This is a genomic window from Kineosporia sp. NBRC 101677 (genome assembly GCF_030269265.1).
Taxonomy (GTDB): Bacteria; Actinomycetota; Actinomycetes; order Actinomycetales; family Kineosporiaceae; genus Kineosporia; species Kineosporia rhizophila.
In genome coordinates, this window is sequence record NZ_BSTA01000010.1 from 25,176 (window position 1) to 51,140 (window position 25,965).

Below are 25,965 nucleotides of genomic sequence, written 5' to 3' on the forward strand. Positions count from 1 at the left end.
GGGCTGTTTTTGTTTGAGGACGTTTGTCAGCCCGCCTTCAGGGGGCGACGAAGCGGGCCACGTCTTCCCAGTCGAGAACGCCGACCACCACCTCGTCGGGGCCGAGCACGGCGTAACGGGCGGACGGGGCGTCCTGCAGGGCCTGGATCAGCGACTGCCCGGCCAGGCCGGTGGTGAGCACCGCACCGTCGGGCAGGGCCTCGGCCACCGCGTTGGCCCCGACCTCCTCGGCCCGGGCAGCGGGCACCCCGGCCGCCGCGTGCTCGTCGACGATCGCCGCCGGCCGGCCGTACACGTCGAGCACCACCACGGCCGTGGCCCCGGCCCCGGCAGCCGACATCAGGGCCCCGGCCACCGTGGCGTTGGAGGGGACGGCGACGGCGGGCTGCAACAGGTCGTCGATCAGCGCCGCCTCGGCCCGGATGTTCCAGCGCGCCGCCTCGACCGCCTGCCCGGCCCCGCGCCAGAGCAGGAAACCGACCAGGACCAGCCAGACCGCGCTGCTCATCCGGTGCTCGCCGGTGGCCACCGACCAGGCCGCGTAGACCACCGTGCCGACCGCGACGACCCGCCCGGCGTTACCCGCGAACACGGCTGCCACCAGGCGATTGCCGCTGATCCGCCAGACCACGCCCTCGACCACCCGGCCGCCGTCGAGCGGCAGGCCGGGCAGGGCGTTGAACACTGCGACGACCAGGTTCGAGGTGGCGGTGGCGGCGAGCAGCAGCCGGGCCACCGAGCCGGGCTCGGCCTGCTCCATCGCCCGGTCGGCGCCGAGCGCGATCAGCAGGTTGGACAGCGGGCCGACGACGGCCACCACGATCGCCCGCCAGGGCGAGGCCGAGGGTGCGTCGAAGGCGGTGTGACCGCCCCACAGGTCCAGGACGATGGCCGTGGCCGGGGTGCCGGTGGCGGCCGCCGCCACGGCGTGCGCGGCCTCGTGCACGAACACGCTGAGCAGCAGGATCAGGGCGAAGACGAGGGCGATGACGTAGGTGAGCGGACCGGTCACGTCCACCCAGGCGCGCACGGTGGGGGCGAACAGCGCGGTCATCACCACGGCGATCAGGAACCAGGACGGGCGCAGGTAGACCGGCACCGGGCCGACCCGGCCCAGGCGGATCCCCGACTCGGTGCGCACGGCCTCGTCGGCCGCGCTCATCGTCGCCGCACGTTCGGCGGGGACGGGTGCGGGTGCCGGATCTGCCCACCGGGCCCGGGATTGCTCACAAGGCAGATGTTAGGGCAGGCCGGGCGGGCGCTCACCGGGACATTCCGGACGCCGGGCGCGGGCTCGGTGAACTGTCGGACCCCACGTCTAGGGTCTTCGTATGGCCGCCGCCCTGTCCCCCTCCCGGGCCTCCGACTTCATGCAGTGCCCTCTGCTCTACCGCTTCCGCGTGGTCGACCGTCTGCCCGAGCGTCCCAGCCCCGCTGCCCTGCGCGGCACGGTGGTGCACACCGTGCTGGAGAGCCTGTTCGACCTGCCCGCCGAGCAGCGCACGCTCCAGGCCGCGCGGGATCTGCTGCAGCCTTCCTGGGAGAAGGTGCTGGCCGAGCGGCCCGAGGCGGCGCAGTTGTTCGGGGGGCCGGGCCCGGGTGGTGACGAGCAAGTTGGCGCGGACGGCGAAGAGCGGGCCCGCACGGGCAGCGAAGAGCAGGCCCGCACGGGCGGCCAAGAGCAGGCCGGGACGGGTTCGCAAGACCATAGTGCTGGTTCCGGGGGTGGCGAGGGCTCAGTGGGGCCGGCGAGTGGGGGACGGCCAGCTGAGCAGACCTCTGAGCAGACCTTGGAGCAGACCTCGGAGCAGTCCTCGGAGCAGCCCGCTCTGAGCGGCGACGGGTCCGGGCGGCCGGCAGTGGAAGCAGCCGGGCAAGCACCCGGGCAAGCACCCGAGGAAGCACCCGAGGAAGCACCTGGGGAAGCACGCGGGGAAGCACGCGGGGAAGCAGCCGGGGGCGGCGAGAACCAGGAGAGGCCGGGGGCCCAGGCCGACCTGGAGGCCTGGCTGGCCTCGGCGTCGGAGCTGATCGGCCGCTGGTTCGCCCTGGAGGACCCGACCCGTCTGGAGCCGGCCGACCGCGAGCTCTACATCGAGACCACCCTCGACAACGACCTGGTGCTGCGCGGTTACGTGGACCGGCTCGACGTGGCGGCCGACGGCCGGCTGCGGGTGGTCGACTACAAGACCGGCCGCTCCCCCGGCGAGGCGTTCGAGGCCAAGGCCCTGTTCCAGATGAAGTTCTACGCCCTGGTGCTCTGGCGCACCCGCGGCCGCCTGCCCACCGTGCTGCAGCTGGTCTACCTGGGCAACGGCGAGATCCTGCGCTACGAACCCGACGAGCAGGACCTGCTCGCCGTAGAACGCAAGGTCAAGGCCCTGTGGGAGGCGATCGCCCTGGCCGCCGAGACCGGCGACTGGCGCCCCTCCCCCAGCCGCCTGTGCACCTGGTGCGACCACCACGCCCTCTGCCCCGCCAAGGGCGGCACCCCGCCGCCCATCCCGCCCGAGGCCCGGACCCGGGTGCTGGGCATCACGCCGGAAGAGCCGGAGCAGCCGGTCGGGTCGGAGGAGCCGAAGCAGCCAGTCGAGTCGGAGGAGCCGAAGCAGCCAGTCGAGTCGGAGGAGCCGAAGCAGCCAGTCGAGTCGGAGGAGCCGAAGCAGCCAGTCGAGTCGGAGGAGCCGAAGCAGCCAGTCGCGTAGGGCGCGAGCGAGCAGGGGGCGAGCGAGGGCGCGGCGTACCAGTCTCCCGATTCCGCCAGCCGCCAGCCGCCAGCCGCCAGCCGCCAGCCGCCAGCCGCCAGCCGCCAGCCGCATTGTCCGGACGGCTGCTCGCTCCGGACACAGACGTTCCGAAGCCGCTTCCGCCTTCCCTCCCCGTGCCCCCTCCCCGTGCCCCTCCCGTGCCCTCCCCGGGCCATCTCGTCCTCTGGTTCCCAGGCCCGCCCCCGGCCGTCCCGCATCTCCATCCCCGGCCCATCCGTGCCCAAGGGCCGCCGACGTCGGGTCCCCGGCCACGGGCGTCCGTCAATTCAGGGTTTGGACGGCACCCCACGAGATCCCCTGATCCCGGCCGCACGCTGCTGAGCTGCCCCTACCGGCGTCCCGGAGCCGAGCCGGCCGACCGGTAATTCCCGGCCCGGCCCACCTCCCGGATGACAAAATGTCCGCCGACCGGTGGACGACCCCTGGCCCGGTACGGAGCAAGATCGGGGTTGTACTCAGGGTGGAACCCGAGGTGAGGGGGCTCATGCCTCGGGCGTAATTGGATCACTGCCGGGACGCGCTCGCCGCGGCCCGGCCGAGGTCGGCGTCGCAAGGCGCCTTCGGCCGGCTCGGACCGGTGATCTCTGGGGGGATACGGAGTCCCCATGCTGTGCAGTCCGACGACTCAGGGGAGAACACGGTGGGAACCGAAGCGATCGCGAGAGCGGTTGATCTGCAGAAGATTTACGGTACGGGCGAGGCACAGGTCAAGGCTCTGCGGGGGGTCAGCGTCGACTTCGGCCGGGGTGAGATGACGGCCATCATGGGCCCCTCCGGGTCCGGCAAGTCCACCCTCATGCACTGCATGGCCGCCCTCGACCGGCCCACCGACGGCGAGGTCGAGATCGACGGGGTGCGGGTGCGGGGGCTGAAGGACAAGGCGCTGACGCAGTTGCGGCGGGACCGGCTGGGTTTCATCTTCCAGTCGTTCAACCTGGTGCCCACGCTGACCGCCAAGGAGAACATCACGCTGCCGCTGGACATCGCCGGGCGCAAGGTCGACCAGGAGTGGTTCGACCGGGTGGTCGACACCGTCGGTCTGCGCGACCGGCTGAGCCACCGCCCCACCGAGCTCTCCGGCGGCCAGCAGCAGCGCGTCGCCTGCGCCCGGGCCCTGGTCAGCCGCCCGGCGATCGTCTTCGCCGACGAGCCGACCGGCAACCTGGACTCGCGGGCCAGCGCCGAGATCCTCTCGTTCCTGCAGAACTCGGTGCGCGAGTTCGGCCAGTCGATCGTGATCGTCACGCACGACCCGGTCGCGGCCGGGTACGCCGACCGCGTGCTGTTCCTGGCCGACGGCGAGATCGTCGACGAGATGGCGGCGCCGACGGCCGACAAGGTCCTCGAGCGGATGCGGGGCTTCGACGCCGTTGGGCGGCGTAGCTGACATGCTCAAGGTCACCGTCAAGGGAATCTTCACCCACCGGCTGCGTTTCGCGCTCACCGCGCTGGCCGTCTGCCTGGGGGTGGCGCTGGTCGCGGGCACGCTGGTGCTCAGCGGCAGCATCAACCGCACGTTCGACGGCATCGTCGAGCAGACCTCGGCCGGCACCGACGTGCAGGTGCGCGGGGCCGAGCTGGAGACCACCACGTTCGACGGCACCCGGCAGCGCGAGCCGCTGCCGCTGTCGTTGCGCGAACAGCTGCAGGCGGTGGACGGGGTCGAGCGGGTGGCGGCCGACATGGGCGGCACCGCGATCCTGGTCGGCGAGGACGGCACCGCAGCCCGCAACGGCGGCGCCCCCAACCTGGGCTTCGCCTACTACCCCGACGACCCGGTGGTCGAGCTGACCGACGGTCGCGGCCCGGAGAAGAAGGGCGAGGTGCTCGTCGAGAACACCACGCTCGAGCTGGCCGGCCTGAAGGTCGGGGACACCACGCGGGCGCTGATCCAGAACGACCCGCAGGACGTCACCATCACCGGCTCGTTCGACTTCGGCTCCGGTCTGGCCGGCGCCACCCTGGTGCTGCTGGACGAGCAGACCGCGATCGACACCTGGGCGCCCGACGGGAAGGTGCCCTCGTTCACCCTGGGCGCCGACGACGGGGTCAGCCAGGAGCAGCTGCGCGACGCCGTGTCCTCGGTGATCCCGGCCGGCGCCGAGGCGATCACCGGCTCCGAGTACTACGACGAGCAGAAGGACGCGGTCGCCTCGGGGATCGGCTTCATCACCACGTTCCTGCTGGTCTTCGCCTCGATCGCGGTGTTCGTGGGCGCGTTCATCATCGCCAACACGTTCTCCATGCTGGTCGCCCAGCGCACCCGGGAACTGGCCCTGCTGCGGGCGGTCGGGGCCTCCCGCGGTCAGGTGCTGCGGGTGGTGCTCGGTGAGGCGGCGATCCTCGGCCTGGTCGGCTCGCTGATCGGCCTCGGTCTGGGCGTGCTGCTCGCGGCCGGGCTGCAGGCTCTGGTCGAGACCTTCGGCCTGGAGATCACCGGTGGTCTGCCGGTCAGCGTGAACACGGTCGTGATCAGCCTGCTGGTGGGCCTGGTGGTGACCATGCTGTCGGCGGTGATGCCGGCTCTGCGCGCCGCCAAGGTGCCGCCGATGGCTGCGCTGCGCGACGACGCGCAGGTGCCTCCGGGCGGGGTGCTGCGGCGCGGCATCATCGGCCTGGTGCTGGTGCTGCTCGGTTTCGCCGCGGTGCTGCCGAGTTCGCTGGGTGACGAGCCGAACTGGCCGCTGATCGGCCTGGGCGCCGCTCTGCTGCTGCTCGGCCTGCTGGTGGCCGCGCCGTGGCTGACCCGCCCGGTGGTCCGGCTGGTGGCGGCGCCGTACACCCGGATCTACGGCACCGTCGGCCGGCTGGCCCGGGAGAACGCGCTGCGCAACCCGCGCCGCACGGCGACCACGGCCAGTGCGCTGATGATCGGCCTGGCCCTGATGTCGAGCGTCGGGGTGTTCGCCTCCTCGGCCAACGCCAGCGTGGCGGAGGCGGTGGAGACCGACCTGTCGGCCGACTACGTGCTGAGCACCGGCGGGGCGAGCGTCATCCCCACCACGGTGGCCGACGAGGTCGAGAAGCTCTCCGGGGTCACCTCGGTGGCCACCGTGCGGGACGTGCCGATGCAGATCGACGGCGACGGGGTCTACGCGGTCGCCGCCGAGGCCCGCGCGATCAGCGAGAACATCAAGGTCCAGGTGAACGCGGGCTCGCTGGACGCGCTCGACTCCGGTCAGGTGGTGATCAGCCAGAGCATCGCCGACGACCGGGGCTGGAAGGTCGGCGACCAGCTGCCCCCGGCCGACATCGGCACCCAGGTCGGTCAGGAACTGACCGTCGGCGGGATCATCGAGGACTCGCTGCCGCTGGACAACGCCCAGGTGCTCTTCCCGATGGAGCTGTACTCCGAGGCGGTCCCCCCGGCTCAGCAGGGTGACTTCCTGCTCTACGTGAAGTCCGACGGGGCCGACTCCGCCGGGCTGCGCGAGGAGCTGACCAAGACCGTCGAGCCGTTCCTGGTGGTCTCGGTGCAGGACGGCGAGGAGTTCGCCGACGCCCAGGCGGCGCAGATCAACCAACTGCTCTACCTGATCTACGCCCTGCTCGCGCTGAGCGTGCTGATCGCGGTGCTGGGCATCGTGAACACCCTGGCCCTGTCGGTGTTCGAGCGCACCCGGGAGATCGGGCTGCTGCGGGCCGTCGGGATGAGCCGGCGTCAGCTGCGGCGGATGATCAGCGCCGAGTCGGTCAGCACCGCGGTGTTCGGTGCGGTGCTGGGCATGGCGCTGGGCCTGGTGCTAGGGCTGGTGCTGCAGCGGGCCCTGGTTTCCCAGGGGCTGGAGACGCTGTCCATCCCGTGGGCGACGCTGGTGGTCGTCCTGGTCGCCTCGGCGATCGCCGGGATGTTCGCGGCGATCATGCCGGCCTGGCGCGCGGTGCGCCTGGACGTGCTGCGGGCCATCACCGCCGAGTAACCCGACCACCGATGGACGTCCGCCCGCCCCGATCGGGGCGGGCGGACGTCCATTGTTCGAAGTTTTTCAGGAGAGCAACTGGCCCAGGTCCTTGGCACTCCAGCCGGCCAGGGTCTCGACCACCGTGCGGCCGGGGCCCTCGGGCACCGGCACCAGATGCTGCACGGCCAGCACGGGAACCCCGGCGGCCTCGGCCGAGGCGATCCCGGTCAGGCTGTCCTCGATGGCCACGCACTGGGCCGGGGCCAGCCCGAGCAGCTCGGCGCCCTTCAGGTAGGGCTCCGGGTGCGGCTTGCCCCGGGTGACCTCGTCTCCGGTGACCAGGAACCGGAAGAACGAGCCGGGCAGGGTGCCGACGATCGCCTCGGCCATCTCCCGGTACGACATGGTGACCAGGGCGCAGGGCACGCCCAGTTCGTTGAGCTCGGTGAGCAGCTCGCGGGCGCCGGGCCGCCAGGGCACCTCCACGGCGATCCGCCGCACCACCCCGGTGGTGAGCCGGTCGATGATCTCCTCGGCGGGCAGGGTGACACCGCCGTGCTCCTGGATGTAGTGCGCCGAGTCGATCAGCGCGTTGCCGATCAGGTTGTGCGCGTGCTCGTCGGACCAGGTGCCGCCGAACTCGGAGACCAGCAGGTGCTCCTCGGCCATCCAGTACGGCTCGGTGTCGACCAGGGTCCCGTCCATGTCCCACAGCACCGCCGCGGGCAGGCCGGAAGCCCTGAGGTCGGCGGGGTGGGCGGGAGCGGAGGGGTTCGGCTGGGGGGAACGGCTGTCGTTCACGATGCTGTGGTTCTCGCCTCTGGGGGTGGACGGTGCGCGGACGCGGCCGAGCCGGATTCTTCGGCGAGTCTAGAGCGTTGGGGACAGCCATCCGCAGGAGAGCCCGGGCGCCCTTAGGCTGGGGGCCGCGACGGGCCCACCGGGCCCACCGGCTGCCGGATGACGAAGACGACGAAGATGTGAGCGAGGAGAAGGCGTGACGGATCTGTCGGGCGTGCCGCCGCTGCGGGACCCCGTGATGGTGGCTGCCTTCGAGGGCTGGAACGACGCGGGCGAGGCCGCCAGCGGGGCGATGGCGCACCTGGAGAAGGTCTGGGGGGCGCAGAGCGTCGGCGAGCTGGATCCCGAGGAGTACCACGACTTCCAGGTGAACCGGCCCAGCGTGGGCGTGGACGAGGACGGCCGGCGCTCGATCACCTGGCCCACCACCCGCCTGTACTGGGCGCGGCCGCCGGGGGCGAGCCGGGACGTGGTGATCGTGCGCGGGATCGAGCCGTCGATGCGCTGGCGCCGCTTCGTCGGGGAGGTGCTGCAGTACGCCGACGACCTCAAGGTCGGCACCCTGATCACGCTGGGCGCGCTGCTGGCCGACGTGCCGCACACCCGGCCGATCCCGGTGACCACCACCAGCGACGACGAGCGGCTGCTGGACAAGCTGGCGGTGGAGCCCTCCCGGTACGAGGGCCCGACCGGGATCGTGGGGGTGCTGCAGGACACGGCGACCAAGGCCGGGCTGCCCAGCCTCTCGCTGTGGGCGGCGGTGCCGCACTACGTGGGGCAGTCCCCCTCGCCCAAGGCCACGCTGGCCCTGCTGCGGCGGATCGAGGACGTGCTCGACGTCACCGTCCCGCTGGGCGACCTGCCCGAGGACGCGCGGGCCTGGGAGCGCGGGGTGGACGAACTGGCCGAGGAGGACACCGAGATCGGCGAGTACGTGCGCCAGCTGGAGCAGGCGAAGGACACGGCCGACCTGCCGGAGGCCAGCGGCGAGGCGATCGCCAAGGAGTTCGAGCGGTACCTGCGCCGGCGGGACCCGGGTGACGAGGGTCCCAAGCCCGGCATGATGTGAGAACAGGAAAGGCCCGCTGCGGCGGGCCTTTCCTGCGTTCAGCTGCTCAGAAGCGCACGCCGAGGAGGGCGTCGACGGTACGCCCCACCAGACCGGGGGCAGCATCCACCGAGGTGTCCCCGCCGAGCGTCGCATCCACCCAGGCGTCGACCGCGGCCAGGGCCTCAGGCGCGTTCAGGTCGGTGCCGATGGCCTGGCGTACGGCGGCCAGCACCGGCTCCGGGTCGGCGCCCTCCTGCCGGGACATCGCGTCCTTCCAGCGCTCGAGCCGGGTCTGCGCGGCGCTGAGGTTCTCGTCGGTCCAGTCCCAGCTGGTGCGGTAGTGGTGGGCCAGCAGGGCCAGGCGGATCACCTGGGGATCCACGCCGGCCTCGCGCAGCTTGGACACGAACACCAGGTTGCCCCGGGACTTGCTCATCTTCTCGCCGTCCAGGCGGACCATGCCGGCGTGGGCGTAGTGCTGGGCGAACGGCGCCTGGCCGGTGATCACCTGGCCGTGCGAGGCGCTCATCTCGTGGTGCGGGAAGAGCAGGTCGTCTCCCCCGGCCTGCACGTCGAAGCCCATCCCGAGGTGCTCCAGGGCGATCGAGGCGCACTCGATGTGCCAGCCCGGCCGCCCGGCACCCAGGGTCTCGCCCTCCCACGAGGGCTCGCCCTCACGGGCCACCCTCCAGAGCAGAGCGTCCAACGGATGACGTTTGCCCGCCCGGTCGGGGTCTCCGCCACGCTCGGCGAAGGTGACCCGGGCCTCGTCGTCGGACAGCCGGGCCACCCGGCCGAAGTCCGGGTCGGTGGTGACGTCGAAGTACACGTCCTGCGCGCCCGGGTGCAGCGCGTCGGGCGTGGGCACCAGGTAGGCCTTGCCCGCCTTGACCAGGTTCTGCACCGCGTCGACGACCAGTGGGATCGCCTCCACCGCGGTCATGAACACCCGGGGGGCGAGGACGCCCAGGGCGATCATGTCGTCCTTGAAGCGCTCGGTCTCCCGGTCGGCCAGGGCCCGCCAGTCGTCGCCGGTGGCGTTCGCGCGCTCCAGCAGCGGGTCGTCCACGTCGGTGACGTTCTGCACGTAGAAGACCTCGTGCCCGGCGTCCCGCCAGGCGCGGTTGAGCAGGTCGAAGGCCACGTAGGTGGACGCGTGCCCGATGTGGGTGGCGTCGTAGGGGGTGATCCCGCAGACGTAGATGCGGGCCTCACCATCGGGCTGCGTGGTGACCAGCTGCCGCTCGGCGGAGTCGAAGATGCGGACCGGGGCACCGGTGCCGGGCAGACGGGGGACGGCGGGAGAAGGCCAGGGGATCACGTCCGGAGCCTAACCGACACCCCGCGGGCCTGTCTGTGCAGGTCCCGGGCGGGTTTTGGGAATAAAACGCAGTTCGTCAGAAGGGTGGCCAGGGGATCGCGGCCCAGTCTCCCGGCGGCTTCGGGAACCGGCCCCGACGCAGCAGCTGAGCGGCCCGCCGGGCGGTCCGGTCGATCTCGTCGCCCTCCAGCAGACCGGCCAGGACCGTGCGCAGCTCACCGTCGCCGGTGAGGTCGGTCACCAGGGCGTCGAGAAGCTCACAGGCCTCTTCGCCGAGCCTTTCACCCGCCCAGCCCCACAGCACGGTGCGCAGCTTGTCGTCCAGGTTGAAGGTGAGGCCGTGGTCGACGCCGTAGAGCCGGCCGTCGGTGCCGCGCAGGATGTGCCCGCCCTTGCGGTCGGTGTTGTTGGCCACCGCGTCGAACAGGGCGATCCGCCGCAGCCCGGGATCGTCGGCGTGGGCCAGGACCACCGGGTCGCCGGCCGCGTCCTCGGCCACCAGCACGCGCTTCCAGTCCTGAGGCAGCGCCTCGGGGGCCACCACGTCGACCACCCCCGCACCCGGCTCCCCCATCACCGGCTCGACCGCCAGCGGCAGGCCGCCCAGGCCGGTGGCCGGCTCGTGGTCGGCGGGCGCGTTGATCCACAGCTGCACGCTGCCCGGGCCGAACGGGCCCTCGCGCAGCACGGTGGGCGGGACCACGTCCAGGCCGGTGTGCGCGGACAGCACGTAGCTGGCCGTCTCGCGCAGGCCCAGGGTGCGGGAAGGGAAGTCCCACAGCGGCTTCTCGCCCGAGATCGGCTTGTACACGCAGCCGGTGGCCACCCCGTCCAGGCTCACCGCCGCGTAGAGCGTGGCGTTGCTGGCCCCGGCGATCCGGCCCTGGATCTCCAGTTCGCCCTCGGCCAGCAGCTTGAGCAGTTCCGGCTCTTCCATCCGCGCGATCAGCGCCGGTACCCGTTCGCCCGGGGGCAGATGTGCCCCTCCGGATCCAGCGGGAACGTGCAGAACGGGCAGGGCGGGCGGCCGGCGCCGACCACCGCCAGGGCGCGCTTGGCGAAGGCCCGCGCGGCGGCCCCGGCCAGCGAGACCCGCAGCACCGCCCCCTCGGCGTCCTCGTCGTTGTCGGGCAGCTCGTCCTCGTCCTCGTTGAGGTTCTCGCCCGCCTCGAAGCACTCGATGACGACCCGCTCGAGCTCGCCGTCCCAGGCCAGGCTCATCGTGCCGACCCGGAACTCCTCCTCGATCGGGGTGTCCAGCGGGGCCGTGTCCTCGGTGCGGGTGGGCGCCAGGGCGGGCACGGTGGCGTTGCCCTGGCTGCGGCGCAGCACCTCGTCGAGCAGTTCGTCGACCCGTTCGGCCAGCACCGACACCTGCTGCTTCTCGAGCTGCACGGTGGTCAGCCGGTTACCGGCCCGGGCCTGGAGGAAGAAGGTGCGGGACCCGGGCTGGCCCGTCGTCCCCGCGACGAACCGGTCCGGCGACTCGTACTCGTACACCTGGCGCGGCATGAGGCGACCCTATGACTTTCCGGTCGCGCTCGCCGCACCGCCGCTGCCGCCGCCGACCGCGGCGTCCGACTCGGCCAGGCCCTCCTGCCCCGCCGGCGGCGGAACCGGCACCAGAGCAGCCAGATCCACGCCGGAGTCGTTGACCCGTACGGCGAACGGGCGCAGCGGTGTGAAACGGATCACGGAGACCGAGCAGGGGTCGACCACCAGCCGCTGGAACTGGTCGAGGTGCATGCCGAGGGCGTCGGCCAGGATCGCCTTGATCACGTCGCCGTGCGAGACCGCCAGCCACATCGCGTGCTCGCCGAACTCCTCGGCGACCCGGGCGTCGTACTCGCGGACCGCGGCGACCGCCCGGTGCTGCATGTCGGGCATCGACTCGCCGTCGGGGCCCGGGAACGTCATGGCCGAGGGATGCGCCTGGACCACCGGCCAGAGCTTCTCCTGGGCCAGTTCCTTCAGCGGGCGGCCGGTCCAGTCGCCGTAGTGGCACTCGCCCAGGCGGTCGTCGGTGAGCAGCGCCGGGCCGTCGGGTCCCAGCAGCGCCGAGGCGGTCTCCTGGCAGCGCTGCAGCGGGCTGGCCACGGCGAGCCGGAGGGGGATCTTCTCGAGCCGGGCGGCGAGGGTGCGGGCCTGGGCCTGACCGGTCTCGTCGAGACCGACGCCGGGGGTCCAGCCGGCCAGGACGCCGGAGGCGTTGGCCGCCGTGCGGCCGTGGCGGACCAGGAGAACTGTGGGCACGGGTAGAGCCTAGTTCGCCCCTTGGGGCAGGCGCCGCCGGGCACTGCTGCACGCTAAGTTGGCCGTTTATGGAGCAGCGCTACGTGGGCCGCACCGGTCTGCGTGTCTCCAGGCTGGGCCTGGGCACCATGACGTGGGGCCGGGAGACCGATCCGGACGAGGCGGCCGACCAGCTGAGAGATTTTCTCGAGGCCGGCGGGACACTGGTCGACGTGGGCAGCCGCTACGGCGCCGGGGCCTGCGAGGAGACGCTGGGCAAGCTGCACCAGGCCCACGGGGTGCGCGAGGAACTGGTGATCTCGGCCAAGGCCGTGGTGCCGCTGCACCGCCAGGGCCCCGACCTCTCCCGCCGTTCCCTGCTCGCCGCCCTCGACGCGTCGCTGAACCGGCTGGCCACCGACCACGTGGATCTGTGGACGGCGCCGGGCTGGAGTTCCGCGGTGCCGCTCGAGGAGACGCTGTCGGCCCTGGAGACCGCCGTGCGCTCGGGCCGGGCCCGCTACGCCGGGGTGGCCAACGTCGACTCCTGGCAGGCGGCGCTCGCCGCCACCGGGGGGCAGCCCCTGGCCGCCGTGCACACCGAGTACTCCCTGGTGCAGCGCCAGGCCGAGAACGAACTCATCCCCGCCAGCCAGCACCTGGGCCTGGGGGTGATCGGCTGGTCCCCGCTCGGCCGGGGCGTGCTCACCGGCAAGTACCGGCACGGCACCCCGGCCGACTCGCGCGCGGCCTCGGCGCACCTGGCCCAGTTCGTCGAGCCCTACCTCGACCGCTCGTCCCGCCGGATCACCGATGCGGTGATCGCGGCGGCCGACGGCCTGGGCTTCTCCCCGCTGGAGATCTCGCTGGCCTGGGCCCGCGACCGCCCCGGCATCAGCTCGGTGCTGCTCGGGGCGCGCACCGGGGCCCAGCTGCGGCAGGCCCTGGGCAGTGAGGACGTGCAGCTGCCGGTCGAGATCCTGGGCGTGCTCGACGAGGTCTCGCTCTCAGCCCTGTGATCGAGGTGGACCGGGTGGTTCCCGGTGAGCTGGGCCACCCGGTCCGCCTCGTCAGACCCTCGTCAGACCCCGGCGGGGAGGCTGAACTCGCCGCTCTCCGGTTCCAGCACCCGCACCTCGGCGGCGCCGATGTCGAAGAACATGCCGACCAGCTCGAGCCGGCCGGCCTCCACCCGGCGGCGCACCAGCGGGTGTTCCATCAGGTGGCGGAGCTGGACGACAACGTTGACCTCGGCCAGCCGGGCAACGTCGTCGGTGCCCGCCTGGGCCCGGAACGCGCTCAGCGACTCCTCGGCGTGGGCGAGCCAGCCCGGTAAGGCCCCCTCAGCCTCGGCCGACGGCTCCAGCAGCGCCCGCATGGCCCCGCAGCCGGAGTGCCCGCAGACCGCGATGGTGGTCACCCCGAGCACCCCCACCGCGTACTCGACCGCCGCGAGGGTCGAGTCACCCGGATCGGAAGGCCTTACCGGCACCAGGTTTCCGACGTTGCGCACGGTGAACAGGTCACCCGGGCCCGAGTCGGTGATCAGGTTGGGCACCACCCGGGAGTCGGCGCACGTGATGAACAACGTGCTGGGCGACTGGGATTCACGCAGTTCGTGCAGAACTCCCCGCATCCGGGGGGCGAGGCGATCGTGGAAGTTGCCCACCCCGTCCATCAGTTGGCTCGGGGTCTCGGGCTCTTCGGGGTCGCTGTCGGACGAGATCTCGACCTTGCCATGGCTCCACGGCGCCGACGGCATCGCGCCGTCCAGAACCCTTCCCCGGGGCGGCTTCCCACCACCGACGACCTCGCTCAGCACGGCCGCACCCTGTTCCCGGACCGTCACCGTGCCACCCGCCCGGCGATGCTCCTGCACCCAGCCGAGCAGGTGTTCCGAAGCCGCCTGGTCGAGGAAGTCCAGCTCGACGTCGAGCCGGACCGGCGCCCCCTCAGGGATGCTGCCCAGCCGCCGGGCCAGACGGGGCAGCGCCACGAAGGTCAGCGTGCCGGTCAGGACCACCCGCCAGGTGCCTTCGGCGGTACCGGCCGGGATGACCTGCACCTTGGCCGCGATCGTGCGGCGGGCCGCGAAACCGAGCGCCACCAGGATGCCCAGGAGCACCCCTTCGAGCAGGTTCAGGACCAGCACCCCGGCCAGGGTGACCACCCAGACCGCGCCCTCGCCGTGCCGGTGGGCACTGCGCAGGTGGCCGAGATTGACCAGCCCGATGCCGATCACCACGAGGAGCCCGGCCAGCACCGACAGCGGGATCTGTTTCACCACCGAGACCAGGACCACCGAGAACAGCGCGACCCAGACCGCGTGCAGCACGGCCGACCATTTGGTCTTCGCCCCGGCCCGCACGTTGGTGGCGCTGCGCACGATCACCCCGGTGACCGGCAGCCCGCCGGCCAGGCCGGAGAGGATGTTGGCCGAGCCCTGGCCGAGGAGCTCACGGTCGAGGTCGGCCCGGCGGCCCTGGTGCATCTTGTCCACCGCGACCGACGACAGCAGCGTCTCCACGCTGGCCACCAGGGCCACGGTGAGCACGCCCACGCCGACCGAGAGCCAGGCCTGCTCGGGCAGTTCCGGCAGCTGCAGGGCGGTGAGCAGGTTGCCGGGCAGATCGACCCGCTCGACCGCGAACGGCAGCGAGGCGAGCGTCATCAGGGTGACCGAGGCAAGTGGCGCCGGCACCTGACCGAGCGGGCCCAGGTGCCGGGTGAGCCGGGGCCACACCAGGTTCAGGGCGATGGTGCCCACCCCGAGCAGCGCCGAGGCGGTGTGCAGGGTGAGGACCTGGCCGGGCAGTTCGAGCATGCTCTCCAGCGCCGAGCTGCGGGAGTCGGCCCCCAGCAGCACGTGTAGCTGGCCGACCACGATGGTCAGGCCGATCCCGGCGAGCATGCCGTGCACCACGGCCGGCGAGATGGCAAGCGCGGCCCGGGCCACCCGGGTCAGGCCGAAGCCGATCTGGACGACTCCCGCCAGCACGGTGATCAGGCAGGTGACCCGCCAGCCGTGCTCGGAGACCAGACCCGCCACCACCGCGGTGAGACCCGCGGCGGGACCGGTGACCTGGAGGGGGGCACCGCCGACGAGACCGGTGACGATGCCCCCGACGACGGCAGCGATGATGCCGGCCACCACGGGGGCACCGGAGGCGACGGCGATGCCGAGCGACAGGGGCAGGGCGACCAGGAAGACGACCAGGGACGCCTCGATGTCGGCCCGCCAGTGTGGCTGGGGTTCAGTGTGTTCAGTGGCTTCGTGCCCGTCGGGTTCTCCGGCCGACAGCCGGGAGGGAGTGACGGTGGACGTGGATTCCTGGCTCATGGACTTCTCTCCTGGCGTCGTTCGCGGCGTCTGGAGGTGCATGGCAGTACTGGATCGCGTTGCATCGGGCGTCCATGCCCAGAATTCGTCTCAGAAATCACCAAGAGTTAGTGACTGAGGACTGTCAGTGACCAGCCTGCGGGCGGAAGTGGGCCCTGGTCAATTCGAAACGCGTGAGAATGCGTTAAGACTGCCGGGTTTTCGACTTCTACCCGGGCGAAAGATGTTTCCGGAGAGGGACTTACGCGTTACCGGGAAGTTTCCGCAGAGGCCGGCGGGAGGTCGGCTCCGGGCATGACTGATCCCGGCCTCACCCTGGGGTGAGACCGGGACCGGTACCGGGACTCAGGCGCGCGGGGCGGTGGCGGGCCGGCCGGTGCCGTCGCCCACCTCGTCGTCCGCGTCCTCGTCGTCCTCGTCGTCGTCCTCGTCGTCGTCCTCGTCGTCGTACTCGTCGAGGTCGTCGTCGTCCTCCCCGTCCTCGTCGTCCTCGTCGTCGCTCGCCAGGGCGTCCTCGGCGTCGTCGTACAGGACGAACGGGGTGACCTCGTCGAACGCGTCGTAGAGCGACTCGTCGTAGGTCTCGAAGGCGTCGGCCAGGGTCTGGTAGGCCGCGACCACCGATGGGTCGGCCTCACCGGCCCGCCGGGAAGCTGCCTCGAGGTGCGCCTCGAGAGCAGCAATCAGGCGGTCAAGAGCAGCTCGGGGCTCCGTCGTCATGGCATGACCGTATCGGTTCGTGATGACATGGTCCGACGTGGCTGCCCGCGGACACGGGCGGATCAGCAGAACACGTGTCGGTGACCGGTCCGGAATATCGGCGAAGAGAGCTGCCTTGAGCGATGACGTGCGAGATCCAGCCACCCGGGTGCGCCCGGCCGACCCGTCGGCCACCCCGTTCTCACCGGACTACGAGTACCGGATCCTCTCCCTGCCCCGCGGGACCGGGCGGGCCGAGGCCCGCCAGCTGCTCACCGAGCAGGCCGAGTACGGCCGCTGGGAGCTCGCGCGGGTGCAGATCTCGTTCGGCGGCGGCCGGCGGGTGTGGCTGCGCCGCCGGATCATGCGGGTCGAACGGACCCTGTGAGGCCCTTCCCGGGACCCGCGCGACGCGGGTCCCGGGAACGACCGTCAGACCAGTTGCAGGAACCGGTCGAACGCCCGCACCCCGAACCGCAGCGACTCCAGCGGCACCCGCTCGTCGACGCTGTGGAACATGCCGGCGAAGTCGAGGTCGGCCGGCAGCTTCAGCGGGGCGAACCCGTAGCCCCGGATGCCCAGCCGGCTGAACGCCTTGTTGTCGGTGCCGCCGGAGAGGCAGTAGGGCAGCACCGCCGCGCCCGGGTCCAGCTCCAGCAGCGACTGGCGCATGGCCTGCACCAGCCCGCCCTCGAAACCGGCCTCCAGCGCCACGTCGCTGTGCAGCACCTCGACCTTCACGTGCTCACCGGCCAGCTCGGTCAGGGTGCGCATCAGCTCGTCCCGCTGACCGGGCAGGAACCGGCAGTCGACCAGGGCCGAGGCCTGGCCGGGGATGACGTTGTGCTTGTAGCCGGCCTCGAGCACGGTGGGGTTGGCCGTGTTCTGCACCGTCGCCTCGAGCCAGCGCGCGGTGCTGCCGAACATCTCGCGCAGCTTCTCCACGTCCACCTCCTGCCCGGTCAGCAGCTGGACGCCGGTCTGCTCGTGCACGCCCTCGAAGAACGCCTGCACGGTCGCCGGGATCACCGTGGGCCACCGGTGGGCGCCGATCCGGGCCACGGCCTGGGCCAGGTGTGTGACCGCGTTGTCGCCGTTCACCTGCGAGCCGTGCCCGGCCCGGCCGGTGGCCACCAGACGCACCCAGGCGATGCCCTTCTCGGCGCTCTGCAGCAGGTAGGTGCGCCGGCCCTGGAGCTCCACGGAGAACCCGCCGACCTCGCTGACCGCCTCGTCCACGCCCTCGAACAGGCCCGGGTGGTTGTCCACCAGCCAGCTCGAGCCCTTGACCCCGCCGGCCTCCTCGTCGGCCATGAAGGCCAGCACGATGTCGCGCGGCGGGCGCCGGCCCTCGTGCCGCATCTGGCGGATCGTGGCCAGGATGATCGCGTCCATGTCCTTCATGTCCACGGCGCCGCGGCCCCACAGGCAGTCGTCGACCACCTCGCCGGAGAACGGGTCGACCTGCCAGTCCTGCTTCTGCGCGGGCACCACGTCCAGGTGACCGTGCACCAGCAGGGCGGGCCGGTCGGAGGCCTCCCCCGGGATCCGGGCGACCACGCTGGTGCGGCCCGGCTCGCTCTCGAACACCTGCGGCTCGATCTGGACGTCGGCCAGCAGCCCGGCCACGTACTCGGCGGCCTTGCGCTCGCCCGGGCCGCTGTTGTCGCCGTAGTTGCTGGTGTCCATCCGCAGCAGGTCGCGACAGATCGTCACGACCTCCTCGGAGGCCGGGGCCCGCTCGCCCGCGAACTGCGGATCGGCTCCGGCCGGCACAGGTGCCGCTGGCCTTCTCATGACGTGGACCTCCACACGGATCGCGTCGGACCGGACTGATCCGGGCCGGTCCGGCCACGGTACACACGCGGGAGGAGGTCAAGCGCCCAGCCCGCCCCGCCGATCCTGTGCTCGACGATCCGGGCCGACGCCCGGGCCCCGCGACCGGGAGAGGCTGGGTGCCGACTGCGGCCGTCCGCCTGCGTGGCGGCAGCGAGGAGGTGGGGGCCGGCCGGCTGCTCGCCCGCTCGGCCCTGCTCCTCGGGCTGACCCTGGTCACCGCCCTGGTGCTGGCCCAGGTGACCTTCCGGCTGCTGCGCGACCCGGACCTGGGCGCCTCGGTCTGGTGGCCGCTGGGCGGCGTGGCGGTGGCGCTGCTGGCCCGCCTGCCCACCCGCGACTGGCCGGCCGCCCTGACCGGATCGGCCGTCGCCCTCTTCCTGACCGGTGTCGACACCCACTACGGGGTGGCCGCGGCGCTGGGCCTGGCGCTGGCCAACGGCGGGGAGCTGCTGCTGACGGCGCTGCTCGCCCGGCGGGCGTTCCCCCGCGGCGTGCTGCTCGACTCCCCCACGGCCGGCATCCGCTTCGCCCTGTGCACCGTCTCCGGAGCCATGGTCGGCGCCCTGGTGTTCACCCTCACCCAGGTGCTCGACGGCGCCGGCCCGGCCTGGCCGCTCTTCCACGGCTACCTGCGCGCTCACCTGCTCGGCCTGCCGATGGTCTCGCCCCTGTTCCTGGTCGCCCCGGCCGAGGGCCGCCGGCGGCTGGACCTGGAGTGGGCCGCCCAGCTGGCCCTGACCGGGGCGGTCGCCGGCGGGGTGTTCGGCACCGGCCAGACGGTGGTGCCCTCGTTCGTCTGCGCGGTGCCGCTGATCTGGGGCGGGCTGCGGCTGGGCCCGCTCCGGGCGATGGGCTCGCTGCTGCTGATGGCCCTGATCGCCACCGTCGGCACCCTGCAGGGCAGCGGCCCGGTGGTGCAGGAACCGCCCTGGGCGCAGACGCTGGCCGTGCAGGTGGTCCTGTTCGCCGCCACTCTGTGCACGCTGTGCGTGGTGCTGACCGCCGCCGAGAAGTCGGCGCTGCTCCGGGCCGCGCGGGACGACCGCGCCGACCTGGCCGAGGCCGAACAGATCGCCGGCACCGGGACCGCCGTCTGGGACCTGCGCACCGGCGAGACCCGCTGGAGCGAAGGGCTCTACGCCCAGCTCGGGCGCTCGCCGGACAGCGTCTCCCCCGCCCCGGAGGCCTACCTCGAGAACATCCATCCGGACGACCGGGGCGTGGTGGCCGCGACCCTCGCCCGGGTGCCGGACGCCGAGCGGCTGCCGAACATGGAGTTCCGCCTGCTGCGCCCGGACGGCACCGAGCGGATCATGACCGTGCGCAACCGGATCGACCGGGATCCGGACGGCACCGCGGTCCAGGTGCGTTCCACCGTGCTCGACGTCACCGCGACCCGCGAGGCCGAGGCCGCCCTCCGGCGCACCCACCGGGCGCTGGACGCCGTGGCGAACGTGGCCATCGTGGGGATCGACCCGGCCACCCACCTGATCACCTTCTGGGGCCGGGGCGCGCAGGAACTGCTGGGCTGGACGGCCGAGGAGACGATCGGCCGGCGCACGCCGCTGATCTACCATCTGCCCGCCGAGCTGGACCGGGCGATGGCCGAGACCGGCCTGACCGACCCGGTGCGGGCGGCCGCCGAGGTGATGGCCGCCGGTGCCCGCCGCTGGACCTGGGTGCGCAGGGACGGCAGCCACTTCGCCGGTCACGGCTCACTCACCACCGTGACCGGCCCGGACGGGGAACCGGAGACCCTGATCGGGGTGATCGTGGACCTCGGTCCGGTCTGAGGGTCACGCTGCGCACCCGCCCCCGGCGCGCCGCCGCACGCCGGATACGGCAGGCTTCACCCTGTGTACTACGTCGGAGTGGATCTTGCCTGGGGCGAGCGCAAGCCCACCGGGCTGGCCGTGCTGGACCAGGACGGCGGTCTGGTGCACGTCAGCACCGCCCAGAGCGACGAGGACATCCTCGCGGCGCTCGCGCCCTACACCGCCGGCGACTGCCTGGTCGCGATCGACGCACCGCTGATCGTCCGCAACGAGACCGGCAACCGGCCCGCCGAGGCCGCCCTGAACAAGGACTTCGCCCGTTTCCACGCCGGCGCGCACCCGGTGAACACCACCAAGCCGGAGTTCTCCGGCACCCCGCGCGGCGCCCGCATCGCCTCGGCGCTGAAGCTGGACCTCAACCCCCGTTCCGGCCGCGGCCGCCGGGCCGTCGAGGTGTACCCGCACGCCGCCACCGTCGCGCTGTTCCGGCTCGGCCGGACGCTCAAGTACAAGGCCAAGCCCGGCCGCACCCGGGAGGAGCTGCAGTCGGAGCTGCTGCGCCTGATGAGCCTGGTCGGGGGGCTGGCCGGGGCCGAGCCGGCGCTGCACACCGACCGCCCGGGCTCGCGCTGGCCGGAACTGATCGAGGCCGCCACCGGGGCCGAGCGCAAGAGCGAGCTGCGGGTGGTCGAGGACCAGGTGGACGCGGTGATCTGCGCCTACGTGGCGCTCTTCACCGCCCGGCACCCGCAGATGGTCACCGTCTACGGCGACGTGGAGAACGGCTACATCGTCACCCCCACCCTGCCCGAGGGACTGGAGCCCAGCACCCACGAGGACGTCACCGCCGAGGACCCGGTCTCGGTCGCCGTGCGCGAGTACGCGCTGCGCCAGCCCGCCCTGGTCGAGGCCGCCGACCGGTTCTGCGTGCTGGTGAAGTCGATCCTCGACGAGGCCGGGATCAACTACCTCAGCGTCACCGGCCGGGCCAAGGCGGTGGCCTCGTTCGCCGGCAAGGCCGCCCGCCGCACCGCGGACGGCGAGCTGGTCTACTCCGAGCCGCTGCGCGAGATCAACGACCAGATCGGCGTGCGGGTGATCACCTACGTGCAGGACGACGTGGCCACCGTGGCCGACGTGATCCACGACCAGCTGCTGGTCAAGCGCGACCGGGACATGGGCGAGGAGACCGCCCGGCAGGGCCGTTTCGGCTACCGCAGCCGGCACATGCTGATCGCCCTGGACGCCGCCCGCGAGGGCCACTCCGAGTACGAGCCGCTGCGCGGGATGGCCGCCTCGCTGCAGGTGCGCACCGTGCTGCAGCACGCCTGGGCCGAGTTCGAGCACGACATCCGTTACAAGGGAACGGTTCCCGCCGAGCAGGCGCCCGAACTGGACCGCCGGTTCACGCTCGCCGCCGGTCTGCTGGAGCTGGCCGACCAGGAGTTCTCGATCATCCGCGACCGGCTCGCGGCCAACCGGGTGCTGCCCGGGGAGGAGCCGGCCGGGAGCGGGGAGACCACCGGCCGGGACACCGCCGACGACGACTCCCGGATCGGGGCCCGGGAGCTGGCTGCGTTCCTGGCCGGGCAGTACCCGGAGGCCGGCTGGTCGCGCACCGAGCACTACACCTGGATCACCGGGCTGCTGGCCGAGCTCGCGATCACCTCGCTGCCGGAGCTCACCGAGGTGCTGGTGCCGGTCAACGAGCTCGACCTGAACGCCCGGATGGACTACAAGTACCCGCCCGGCGCGGTCCGCCGGCTGGACGACGCGCTGCTGGCCGCCTTCGGCGAGAAGTACGTGGCCCTGCCCGGCAACGCCGACCGGCGGGGTCTGCTGAAGTCCCGCCTGGAAAAGCTGCAGGCTTCCACTGAGTGAAAGCCCGGCACCACGTCCGCCCGAGCCATGAGGTGCACTGACGCCATGCGTACCCAAGTCGCCATCATCGGTGCCGGCCCGGCCGGGCTGCTGCTCTCCCACCTGCTCGACGCCCAGGGGATCGAGTCGGTGGTGATCGAGACCCGCAGCCGCGAGTACGTCGAGGCGCGGATCCGGGCCGGGATCCTCGAGCAGTCCACGGTCGACCTGCTCACCGAGGCCGGTCTGGGTGAGCGCCTGGCCGCCGAGGGCGATCCGCACCGCGGCATCTACCTGCAGTGGCCCGAGGAGCGTCACCATCTGGACTTCGTCGAGCTGACCGGGCGGGCGGTCACGGTGTACGGCCAGACCGAGGTGCAGAAGGATCTCGGGAAGGCCCGTGACGCCGCCGGGCAGCAGATCGTCTACGAGGTGAGCGAAACCGCCCTGCACGACTTGGGCACCGATCGTCCTTACGTCACCTACACCGACAACAATGGACGTCCGGCGCGCCTGGACGCGGAGGTGGTGGTTGGGTGCGACGGGTCTTTCGGGCCGAGCCGCTCCGCCGTGCCGGAGGCGGCCCGGCAGACCTGGCAGCGTGCCTACCCCTACTCCTGGCTGGGGGTGCTGGCCGACGTCGCCCCCTCCACCGACGAGCTCATCTACGCCTGGCACCCGGACGGTTTCGCCCTGCACTCGATGCGCTCGTCCACCGTCAGCCGGTTCTACCTGCAGGTGCCGACCGACACCGACGTGGCCCAGTGGTCGGACGAGCGGATCTGGGAGGCCCTGGCCACCCGCCTGGGGCACGGCCAGAACGGCTGGCAGCTCACCCCCGGGCCGCTGACCGACAAGAGCGTGCTGCCGATGCGCAGCTTCGTGCAGCAGCCGATGCGGCACGGGCGGCTCTTCCTGGCCGGCGACGCGGCCCACATCGTGCCCCCGACCGGGGCCAAGGGCCTGAACCTGGCCGTGGCCGACGTGGCCCTGCTCGCCCCGGCCCTGACCGCGCTGCTGCTGAAGGGTGACCGCGGCCCGGCCGAGGCCTACTCCGCCGACGCGCTGCGCCGGGTCTGGCGCTGCACCCACTTCTCCTGGTGGATGACCACCATGCTGCACACCTCGGCCGACCCGTTCGAGGCCCAGCTGCAGCTGTCCCAGCTGAGATGGGTCACCAGCAGCGAGGCCGGCGCCCGGGGCCTGGCCGAGAACTACGCCGGTCTGCCGATCGGGTTCTGAACCCGGTCACCTTCGGTCACCTCGGGCGGGCCCGGCCCCGCCAGGAGGGTGACCGGGGTGGCGGTTTCTCCACCTGGCCAGTGCCGGGGCCGAACGCACGACCATGCGCCTCGACGCCGCAGGCCGGTATCTGCTGGTGGCCGCCGTGCTGCTCGGCTGCTACTGGCTGGCGCCCGCCGGCGCCCCGCGAGCCGCGTTCCAGGTGGCCATCAGCGTCAGCAGCATGCTCGCCGTGCTCGCGGCCGCCGCATGGGACCGGCCCCGCCGGCTGACCTGGCTGATCTTCGCCACGGCCCCCGGCCTGAGCGCGGTCGGTGACGGCTTCATGGCCTGGCACCAGCTGCGCGGCCTGCCGGTGGACTACCCGAACCTGGCCGACGCCTGCTGGCTGACCGGCAATCTGACCGCCGCCACCGGCCTGGCCCTGCTGCAGCGCGGCAAGCGGGTGGACGCGGCCGGGCTGCTCGACTCCGCCGTGGTCACCGTGGGCGGGGCCCTGGTGCTCTGGGTGGCCCTGTTCACGCCGTTCCAGGGCGGTCTCGACCTGGCCGAGACCGTCGGCCTGCTGTACCCCCTGACCACGATCACCATGCTGGCGGCCGCGATCTGGCTGGTCACCAGTGTGCCCGCACCGCTCGAGGGCCGGGCCACCGCGGCCCTGACCGCCGGGGTGCTGCTCGGCCTGGTCGGCAACGTGATCTACGGCGCCAGCGGTGGCACGCTCGACCCCCAGCACCGCTGGTTCGAGACGTTCTACCTCCTGATGTACGCAGGCTGGGGCTTCGGGGCCGTGCGCGCGGCCACCGTCGCCGCCCGCCAGGACATGACCCCCTCCTGGGCGATCTCACCGGTGCGGCTGGTCACCATGTACGCCTCGCTGCTGGTGGTCCCGGGCGTGCTGTTCCTCGACCACGCGCGCGACCTGCGGCTGCCTCTGCTGCCGATCGCGGTGGTCTCCACCCTGCTGTCGTTCCTGGTGCCGGCCCGGCTCTGGCTCTCCACCCGGCAGCTGCGGGTCTCCACCCGCCAGCGTGACGCCTACAGGGACGACCTGGAGCACCAGGCCGCCCACGACCCGCTCACCGACCTGCCCAACCGGGCCTACATCCGGGAACTGCTCGGGGCGCTGATGCACCGGGCCCGGCGCGGCGGCGAGGAGGTCGCCGTGCTGTTCGTCGACCTGGACTTCTTCAAGCGGGTGAACGACCGGCTCGGGCACGCGGCCGGCGACGAGGTGCTGCAGACCGCCGCCCGGCGGATCCGGGGCGCCCTGCGCCAGGGCGACATCGTCGGACGGCAGGGCGGGGACGAGTTCGTGGTGCTGATCGACCCGGTGCCCGGCCCGGCCGAGCTGGTGGAGATCGCCGAGCGCATCCTGGACACGGTCGGCGCCCCGATCATGACCGCCGGCGGCCGGGCGGTGATCAGCGCCAGTGTGGGCATCGCCCTGGCCCGGGACGGCCAGATCGACGCCGAGCAGCTGCTGCAGGACGCCGACCTGGCCGCCTACCGGGCCAAGAGCCACGGCGGCGGGCGGGTCGAGATGTTCGACGACGCGCTGCGGACCGGGCTGCAGGCCCGGGCCCGGCTGGAGGACGAGATCCGGCACGGCCTCGCCACCGGCGAGTTCGAGCTGCACTACCAGCCGGTGTTCGAGGTCGCCGGGGGCCGGCTGCACTCCTACGAGGCGCTGATCCGCTGGCACCATCCCGAGCGCGGCCTGGTACCGCCCGACCAGTTCATCCCGACCGCCGAGGAGAGCCTGCTGATCTGCGAGATCGGCCGCTGGGTGCTGGCCGAGGCGACCCGCCAGCTGGCCGTCTGGACCCGGCAGGACCCGGCCGGGCACGGCGGGGTGACGATGGCGGTGAACATCTCGGCCCGGCACCTGGCCTCACGCACCCTGCTCGAGGAGGTGGGCCGGGCCCTGGCCGACAGCGGGATACCGCCCGCCCGGCTGACTCTCGAGATCACCGAGACCGTGCTGCTGGACGAGCCGGCCGCCGACACCCACCTGAGCGACCTGCGGGCGCTGGGGGTGTCGGTCAGCCTGGACGACTTCGGCACCGGCTACACCAGCATCGGGCAGCTGCAGAAGCTCCAGGTCGACACCCTGAAGATCGACCAGAGCTTCCTGCGCTCGGGTGAGGAGGCCGGTCAGCAGCTGGTGCAGCTGATGGTCACCGCGGCCCACGCGTTCGGCCTGGACGTGGTGGCCGAGGGGGTGGAGACCCAGGAGCAGCTCGACCGCCTGGGCCGGATCGGCTGCGAACTGGCCCAGGGCTACTACCTGGGCCGGCCCCGGCCGGCCCGCGACATCCTGGTCACCGGCGGCGTCAGCGCAGCGAACGGCTGATCCCCTCGGCCGCCACCTGCAGCGCCGCGATCATCCGAGGCTTGTCGCGCTTCAGCGAGGGCACCACCATGCCGAGCGCGGCCACCACCTCGACCGGCCCGCCCGAGCGCGAGCGCACCGGCACCGCCACCGAACAGCCGCCCAGGCTCATCTCCTCGACGGTCTGGGCGTACCCCTCCCGGCGCACCCGCTCCAGCTGGGCGCCGATCCGGCCGGGCTGGGTGATCGTGTACGGGGTGATCCGCCGCAGGTCGGCCAGCACCCGGCGCTGCACGTCGGCCGGGGCGTGGGCGAGCAGGACCTTGCCCACCCCGGTGGAGTAGAGCGGCAGCCGGGAACCGATCTCGCTGACCACCGGCACCGACTGGTGCCCGGCGAGCCGGTCGACGTAGAGCACCTCGTCGCCGTCGCGCACCGCCAGGTGCACGGTGGCCAGCGTGGCGGCGTAGATGTCGTGCAGGAAGGGCGAGGCCACCTGGCGCAGCCCGGTCTGCACCGGCGCCAGCAGCCCCAGGTCCCAGATCCGCCGCCCGATCACGAAATACGTCGAGCCCGGGGCCTGCCGCTCGAGGGCACCCCACTCCAGCAGCTCACCGGCCAGCCGGTGGGCCGTGGCCAGGGGCAGGCCGGCCCGGCGGGCCAGCTCGGTCAGGGTGAGCCGGCGGTGGTGCTCGTCGAAGGCGCTGAGCAGGGCCAGGGCCCGCGACGTCACGCTCACCGGTGCGCTCACGATCCCACCTTTCGGCCCGCTCTTCCACTGAACGGAAGTCTCACCTGTC

19 protein-coding genes and 2 pseudogenes are annotated in these 25,965 nt (G+C 72.5%); 11 read left to right on the forward strand and 10 right to left on the reverse strand.

Annotated elements, in window-relative coordinates:
* Positions 1-37: 37 nt before the first annotated feature.
* Complete coding sequence (locus QSK18_RS26110) at positions 38-1,162, reverse strand: site-2 protease family protein (RefSeq protein ID WP_232813042.1); 1,125 nt, start codon at positions 1,160-1,162, stop codon at positions 38-40.
* A gap of 208 nt (positions 1,163-1,370) precedes the next feature.
* Here QSK18_RS26110 and QSK18_RS36315 point away from each other — a divergent pair.
* The 4 genes and pseudogenes from QSK18_RS36315 to QSK18_RS26125 form a co-directional block, all read left to right on the forward strand.
* Positions 1,371-1,508, forward strand: a pseudogene (locus tag QSK18_RS36315) (PD-(D/E)XK nuclease family protein); the annotation flags it as partial.
* Positions 1,509-1,829: 321 nt separating this feature from the next.
* Positions 1,830-2,507 (forward strand): annotated as a pseudogene (locus QSK18_RS36050) (RecB family exonuclease); the annotation flags it as partial.
* A gap of 901 nt (positions 2,508-3,408) precedes the next feature.
* Positions 3,409-4,155, forward strand: coding sequence for an ABC transporter ATP-binding protein (locus tag QSK18_RS26120; protein ID WP_232813044.1), 747 nt, complete (start codon positions 3,409-3,411; stop codon positions 4,153-4,155).
* Position 4,156: 1 nt separating this feature from the next.
* Positions 4,157-6,688, forward strand: a complete 2,532-nt coding sequence (locus QSK18_RS26125) for an ABC transporter permease (protein ID WP_285624398.1) — start codon at positions 4,157-4,159, stop codon at positions 6,686-6,688.
* A gap of 66 nt (positions 6,689-6,754) precedes the next feature.
* On the opposite strand, the gene QSK18_RS26130 is transcribed toward QSK18_RS26125, so the two are convergent.
* A complete protein-coding gene (locus tag QSK18_RS26130; RefSeq protein ID WP_285624401.1) occupies positions 6,755-7,471 on the reverse strand; it encodes an HAD family hydrolase in 717 nt (238 codons plus the stop codon).
* 196 nt (positions 7,472-7,667) lie between these two features.
* Between QSK18_RS26130 and QSK18_RS26135 the strand changes: the two genes are divergently transcribed.
* Positions 7,668-8,540 (forward strand): PAC2 family protein, encoded by an 873-nt coding sequence (locus QSK18_RS26135; protein ID WP_285624404.1) that lies wholly within the window; start codon positions 7,668-7,670, stop codon positions 8,538-8,540.
* Positions 8,541-8,586: 46 nt separating this feature from the next.
* On the opposite strand, the gene mshC is transcribed toward QSK18_RS26135, so the two are convergent.
* The 4 genes from mshC to QSK18_RS26155 all read right to left on the reverse strand — a co-directional run bounded on the left by mshC (position 8,587) and on the right by QSK18_RS26155 (position 12,096).
* Positions 8,587-9,843, reverse strand: coding sequence for a cysteine--1-D-myo-inosityl 2-amino-2-deoxy-alpha-D-glucopyranoside ligase (gene mshC / locus QSK18_RS26140; protein WP_285624407.1), 1,257 nt, complete (start codon positions 9,841-9,843; stop codon positions 8,587-8,589).
* 76 nt (positions 9,844-9,919) lie between these two features.
* On the reverse strand, positions 9,920-10,780 hold the full coding sequence (locus QSK18_RS26145; protein ID WP_232813048.1) for an SCO1664 family protein: 861 nt from the start codon (positions 10,778-10,780) through the stop codon (positions 9,920-9,922).
* Positions 10,781-10,788: 8 nt separating this feature from the next.
* Positions 10,789-11,355 (reverse strand): DUF3090 domain-containing protein, encoded by a 567-nt coding sequence (locus tag QSK18_RS26150; RefSeq protein ID WP_232813049.1) that lies wholly within the window; start codon positions 11,353-11,355, stop codon positions 10,789-10,791.
* Between the two features lie 9 nt (positions 11,356-11,364).
* Complete coding sequence (locus QSK18_RS26155) at positions 11,365-12,096, reverse strand: histidine phosphatase family protein (RefSeq protein ID WP_232813050.1); 732 nt, start codon at positions 12,094-12,096, stop codon at positions 11,365-11,367.
* Between the two features lie 68 nt (positions 12,097-12,164).
* On the opposite strand from QSK18_RS26155, the gene QSK18_RS26160 reads away from it, so the two are divergent.
* Positions 12,165-13,094, forward strand: a complete 930-nt coding sequence (locus tag QSK18_RS26160) for an aldo/keto reductase (protein WP_232813051.1) — start codon at positions 12,165-12,167, stop codon at positions 13,092-13,094.
* Positions 13,095-13,156: 62 nt separating this feature from the next.
* On the opposite strand, the gene QSK18_RS26165 is transcribed toward QSK18_RS26160, so the two are convergent.
* Positions 13,157-15,415 carry a SulP family inorganic anion transporter gene (locus QSK18_RS26165; protein WP_285624414.1) on the reverse strand — a complete coding sequence of 753 codons (2,259 nt, stop codon included), beginning with the start codon at positions 15,413-15,415 and terminating at the stop codon, positions 13,157-13,159.
* 345 nt (positions 15,416-15,760) lie between these two features.
* Entirely contained in the window at positions 15,761-16,135 is a 375-nt protein-coding gene (locus QSK18_RS26170; RefSeq protein ID WP_232813053.1) for a primosomal protein, read from the reverse strand.
* A 115-nt stretch (positions 16,136-16,250) separates the two neighbouring features.
* Here QSK18_RS26170 and QSK18_RS26175 point away from each other — a divergent pair, with 115 nt between their 5' ends.
* The gene (locus QSK18_RS26175) at positions 16,251-16,502 is read left to right on the forward strand and encodes a DUF5703 family protein (RefSeq protein ID WP_232813054.1); all 252 of its coding nucleotides are present in this window, start codon (positions 16,251-16,253) and stop codon (positions 16,500-16,502) included.
* Positions 16,503-16,546: 44 nt separating this feature from the next.
* Here the strand turns inward: QSK18_RS26175 and QSK18_RS26180 are convergent, their stop codons facing one another.
* The gene (locus QSK18_RS26180) at positions 16,547-17,803 is read right to left on the reverse strand and encodes a M20/M25/M40 family metallo-hydrolase (protein ID WP_408623871.1); all 1,257 of its coding nucleotides are present in this window, start codon (positions 17,801-17,803) and stop codon (positions 16,547-16,549) included.
* A 266-nt stretch (positions 17,804-18,069) separates the two neighbouring features.
* Between QSK18_RS26180 and QSK18_RS26185 the strand changes: the two genes are divergently transcribed.
* The 4 genes from QSK18_RS26185 (at position 18,070) to QSK18_RS26200 (ending at position 25,186) form a co-directional block, all read left to right on the forward strand.
* Positions 18,070-19,746 (forward strand): PAS domain-containing protein, encoded by a 1,677-nt coding sequence (locus QSK18_RS26185; protein ID WP_285624421.1) that lies wholly within the window; start codon positions 18,070-18,072, stop codon positions 19,744-19,746.
* 63 nt (positions 19,747-19,809) lie between these two features.
* On the forward strand, positions 19,810-21,609 hold the full coding sequence (locus QSK18_RS26190) for a DUF429 domain-containing protein (protein ID WP_232813057.1): 1,800 nt from the start codon (positions 19,810-19,812) through the stop codon (positions 21,607-21,609).
* Between the two features lie 45 nt (positions 21,610-21,654).
* Positions 21,655-22,830 (forward strand): 4-hydroxybenzoate 3-monooxygenase, encoded by a 1,176-nt coding sequence (locus tag QSK18_RS26195; protein WP_232813058.1) that lies wholly within the window; start codon positions 21,655-21,657, stop codon positions 22,828-22,830.
* A 103-nt stretch (positions 22,831-22,933) separates the two neighbouring features.
* Complete coding sequence (locus QSK18_RS26200) at positions 22,934-25,186, forward strand: putative bifunctional diguanylate cyclase/phosphodiesterase (RefSeq protein WP_285624426.1); 2,253 nt, start codon at positions 22,934-22,936, stop codon at positions 25,184-25,186.
* Here the strand turns inward: QSK18_RS26200 and QSK18_RS26205 are convergent.
* Positions 25,167-25,916, reverse strand: a complete 750-nt coding sequence (locus QSK18_RS26205; RefSeq protein WP_232813060.1) for an IclR family transcriptional regulator — start codon at positions 25,914-25,916, stop codon at positions 25,167-25,169. The genes QSK18_RS26200 and QSK18_RS26205 overlap by 20 nt on opposite strands.
* Positions 25,917-25,965: the final 49 nt, after the last annotated feature.

Excerpts from the sequence above, each read along its gene's own strand:
- QSK18_RS26195 (WP_232813058.1), top strand. The coding sequence starts at position 21,655 with ATGCGTACCCAAGTCGCCATCATCGGTGCCGGCCCGGCCGGGCTGCTG.
- QSK18_RS26145 (WP_232813048.1), bottom strand. The coding sequence starts at position 10,780 with ATGGAAGAGCCGGAACTGCTCAAGCTGCTGGCCGAGGGCGAACTGGAG.
- QSK18_RS26165 (WP_285624414.1), bottom strand. The coding sequence starts at position 15,415 with ATGAGCCAGGAATCCACGTCCACCGTCACTCCCTCCCGGCTGTCGGCC.
- QSK18_RS26125 (WP_285624398.1), top strand. The coding sequence starts at position 4,157 with ATGCTCAAGGTCACCGTCAAGGGAATCTTCACCCACCGGCTGCGTTTC.
- QSK18_RS26200 (WP_285624426.1), top strand. The coding sequence starts at position 22,934 with ATGCGCCTCGACGCCGCAGGCCGGTATCTGCTGGTGGCCGCCGTGCTG.
- QSK18_RS26170 (WP_232813053.1), bottom strand. The coding sequence starts at position 16,135 with ATGACGACGGAGCCCCGAGCTGCTCTTGACCGCCTGATTGCTGCTCTC.
- QSK18_RS26150 (WP_232813049.1), bottom strand. The coding sequence starts at position 11,355 with ATGCCGCGCCAGGTGTACGAGTACGAGTCGCCGGACCGGTTCGTCGCG.
- QSK18_RS26180 (WP_408623871.1), bottom strand. The coding sequence starts at position 17,803 with ATGGACACCAGCAACTACGGCGACAACAGCGGCCCGGGCGAGCGCAAG.
- QSK18_RS26160 (WP_232813051.1), top strand. The coding sequence starts at position 12,165 with ATGGAGCAGCGCTACGTGGGCCGCACCGGTCTGCGTGTCTCCAGGCTG.
- QSK18_RS26110 (WP_232813042.1), bottom strand. The coding sequence starts at position 1,162 with ATGAGCGCGGCCGACGAGGCCGTGCGCACCGAGTCGGGGATCCGCCTG.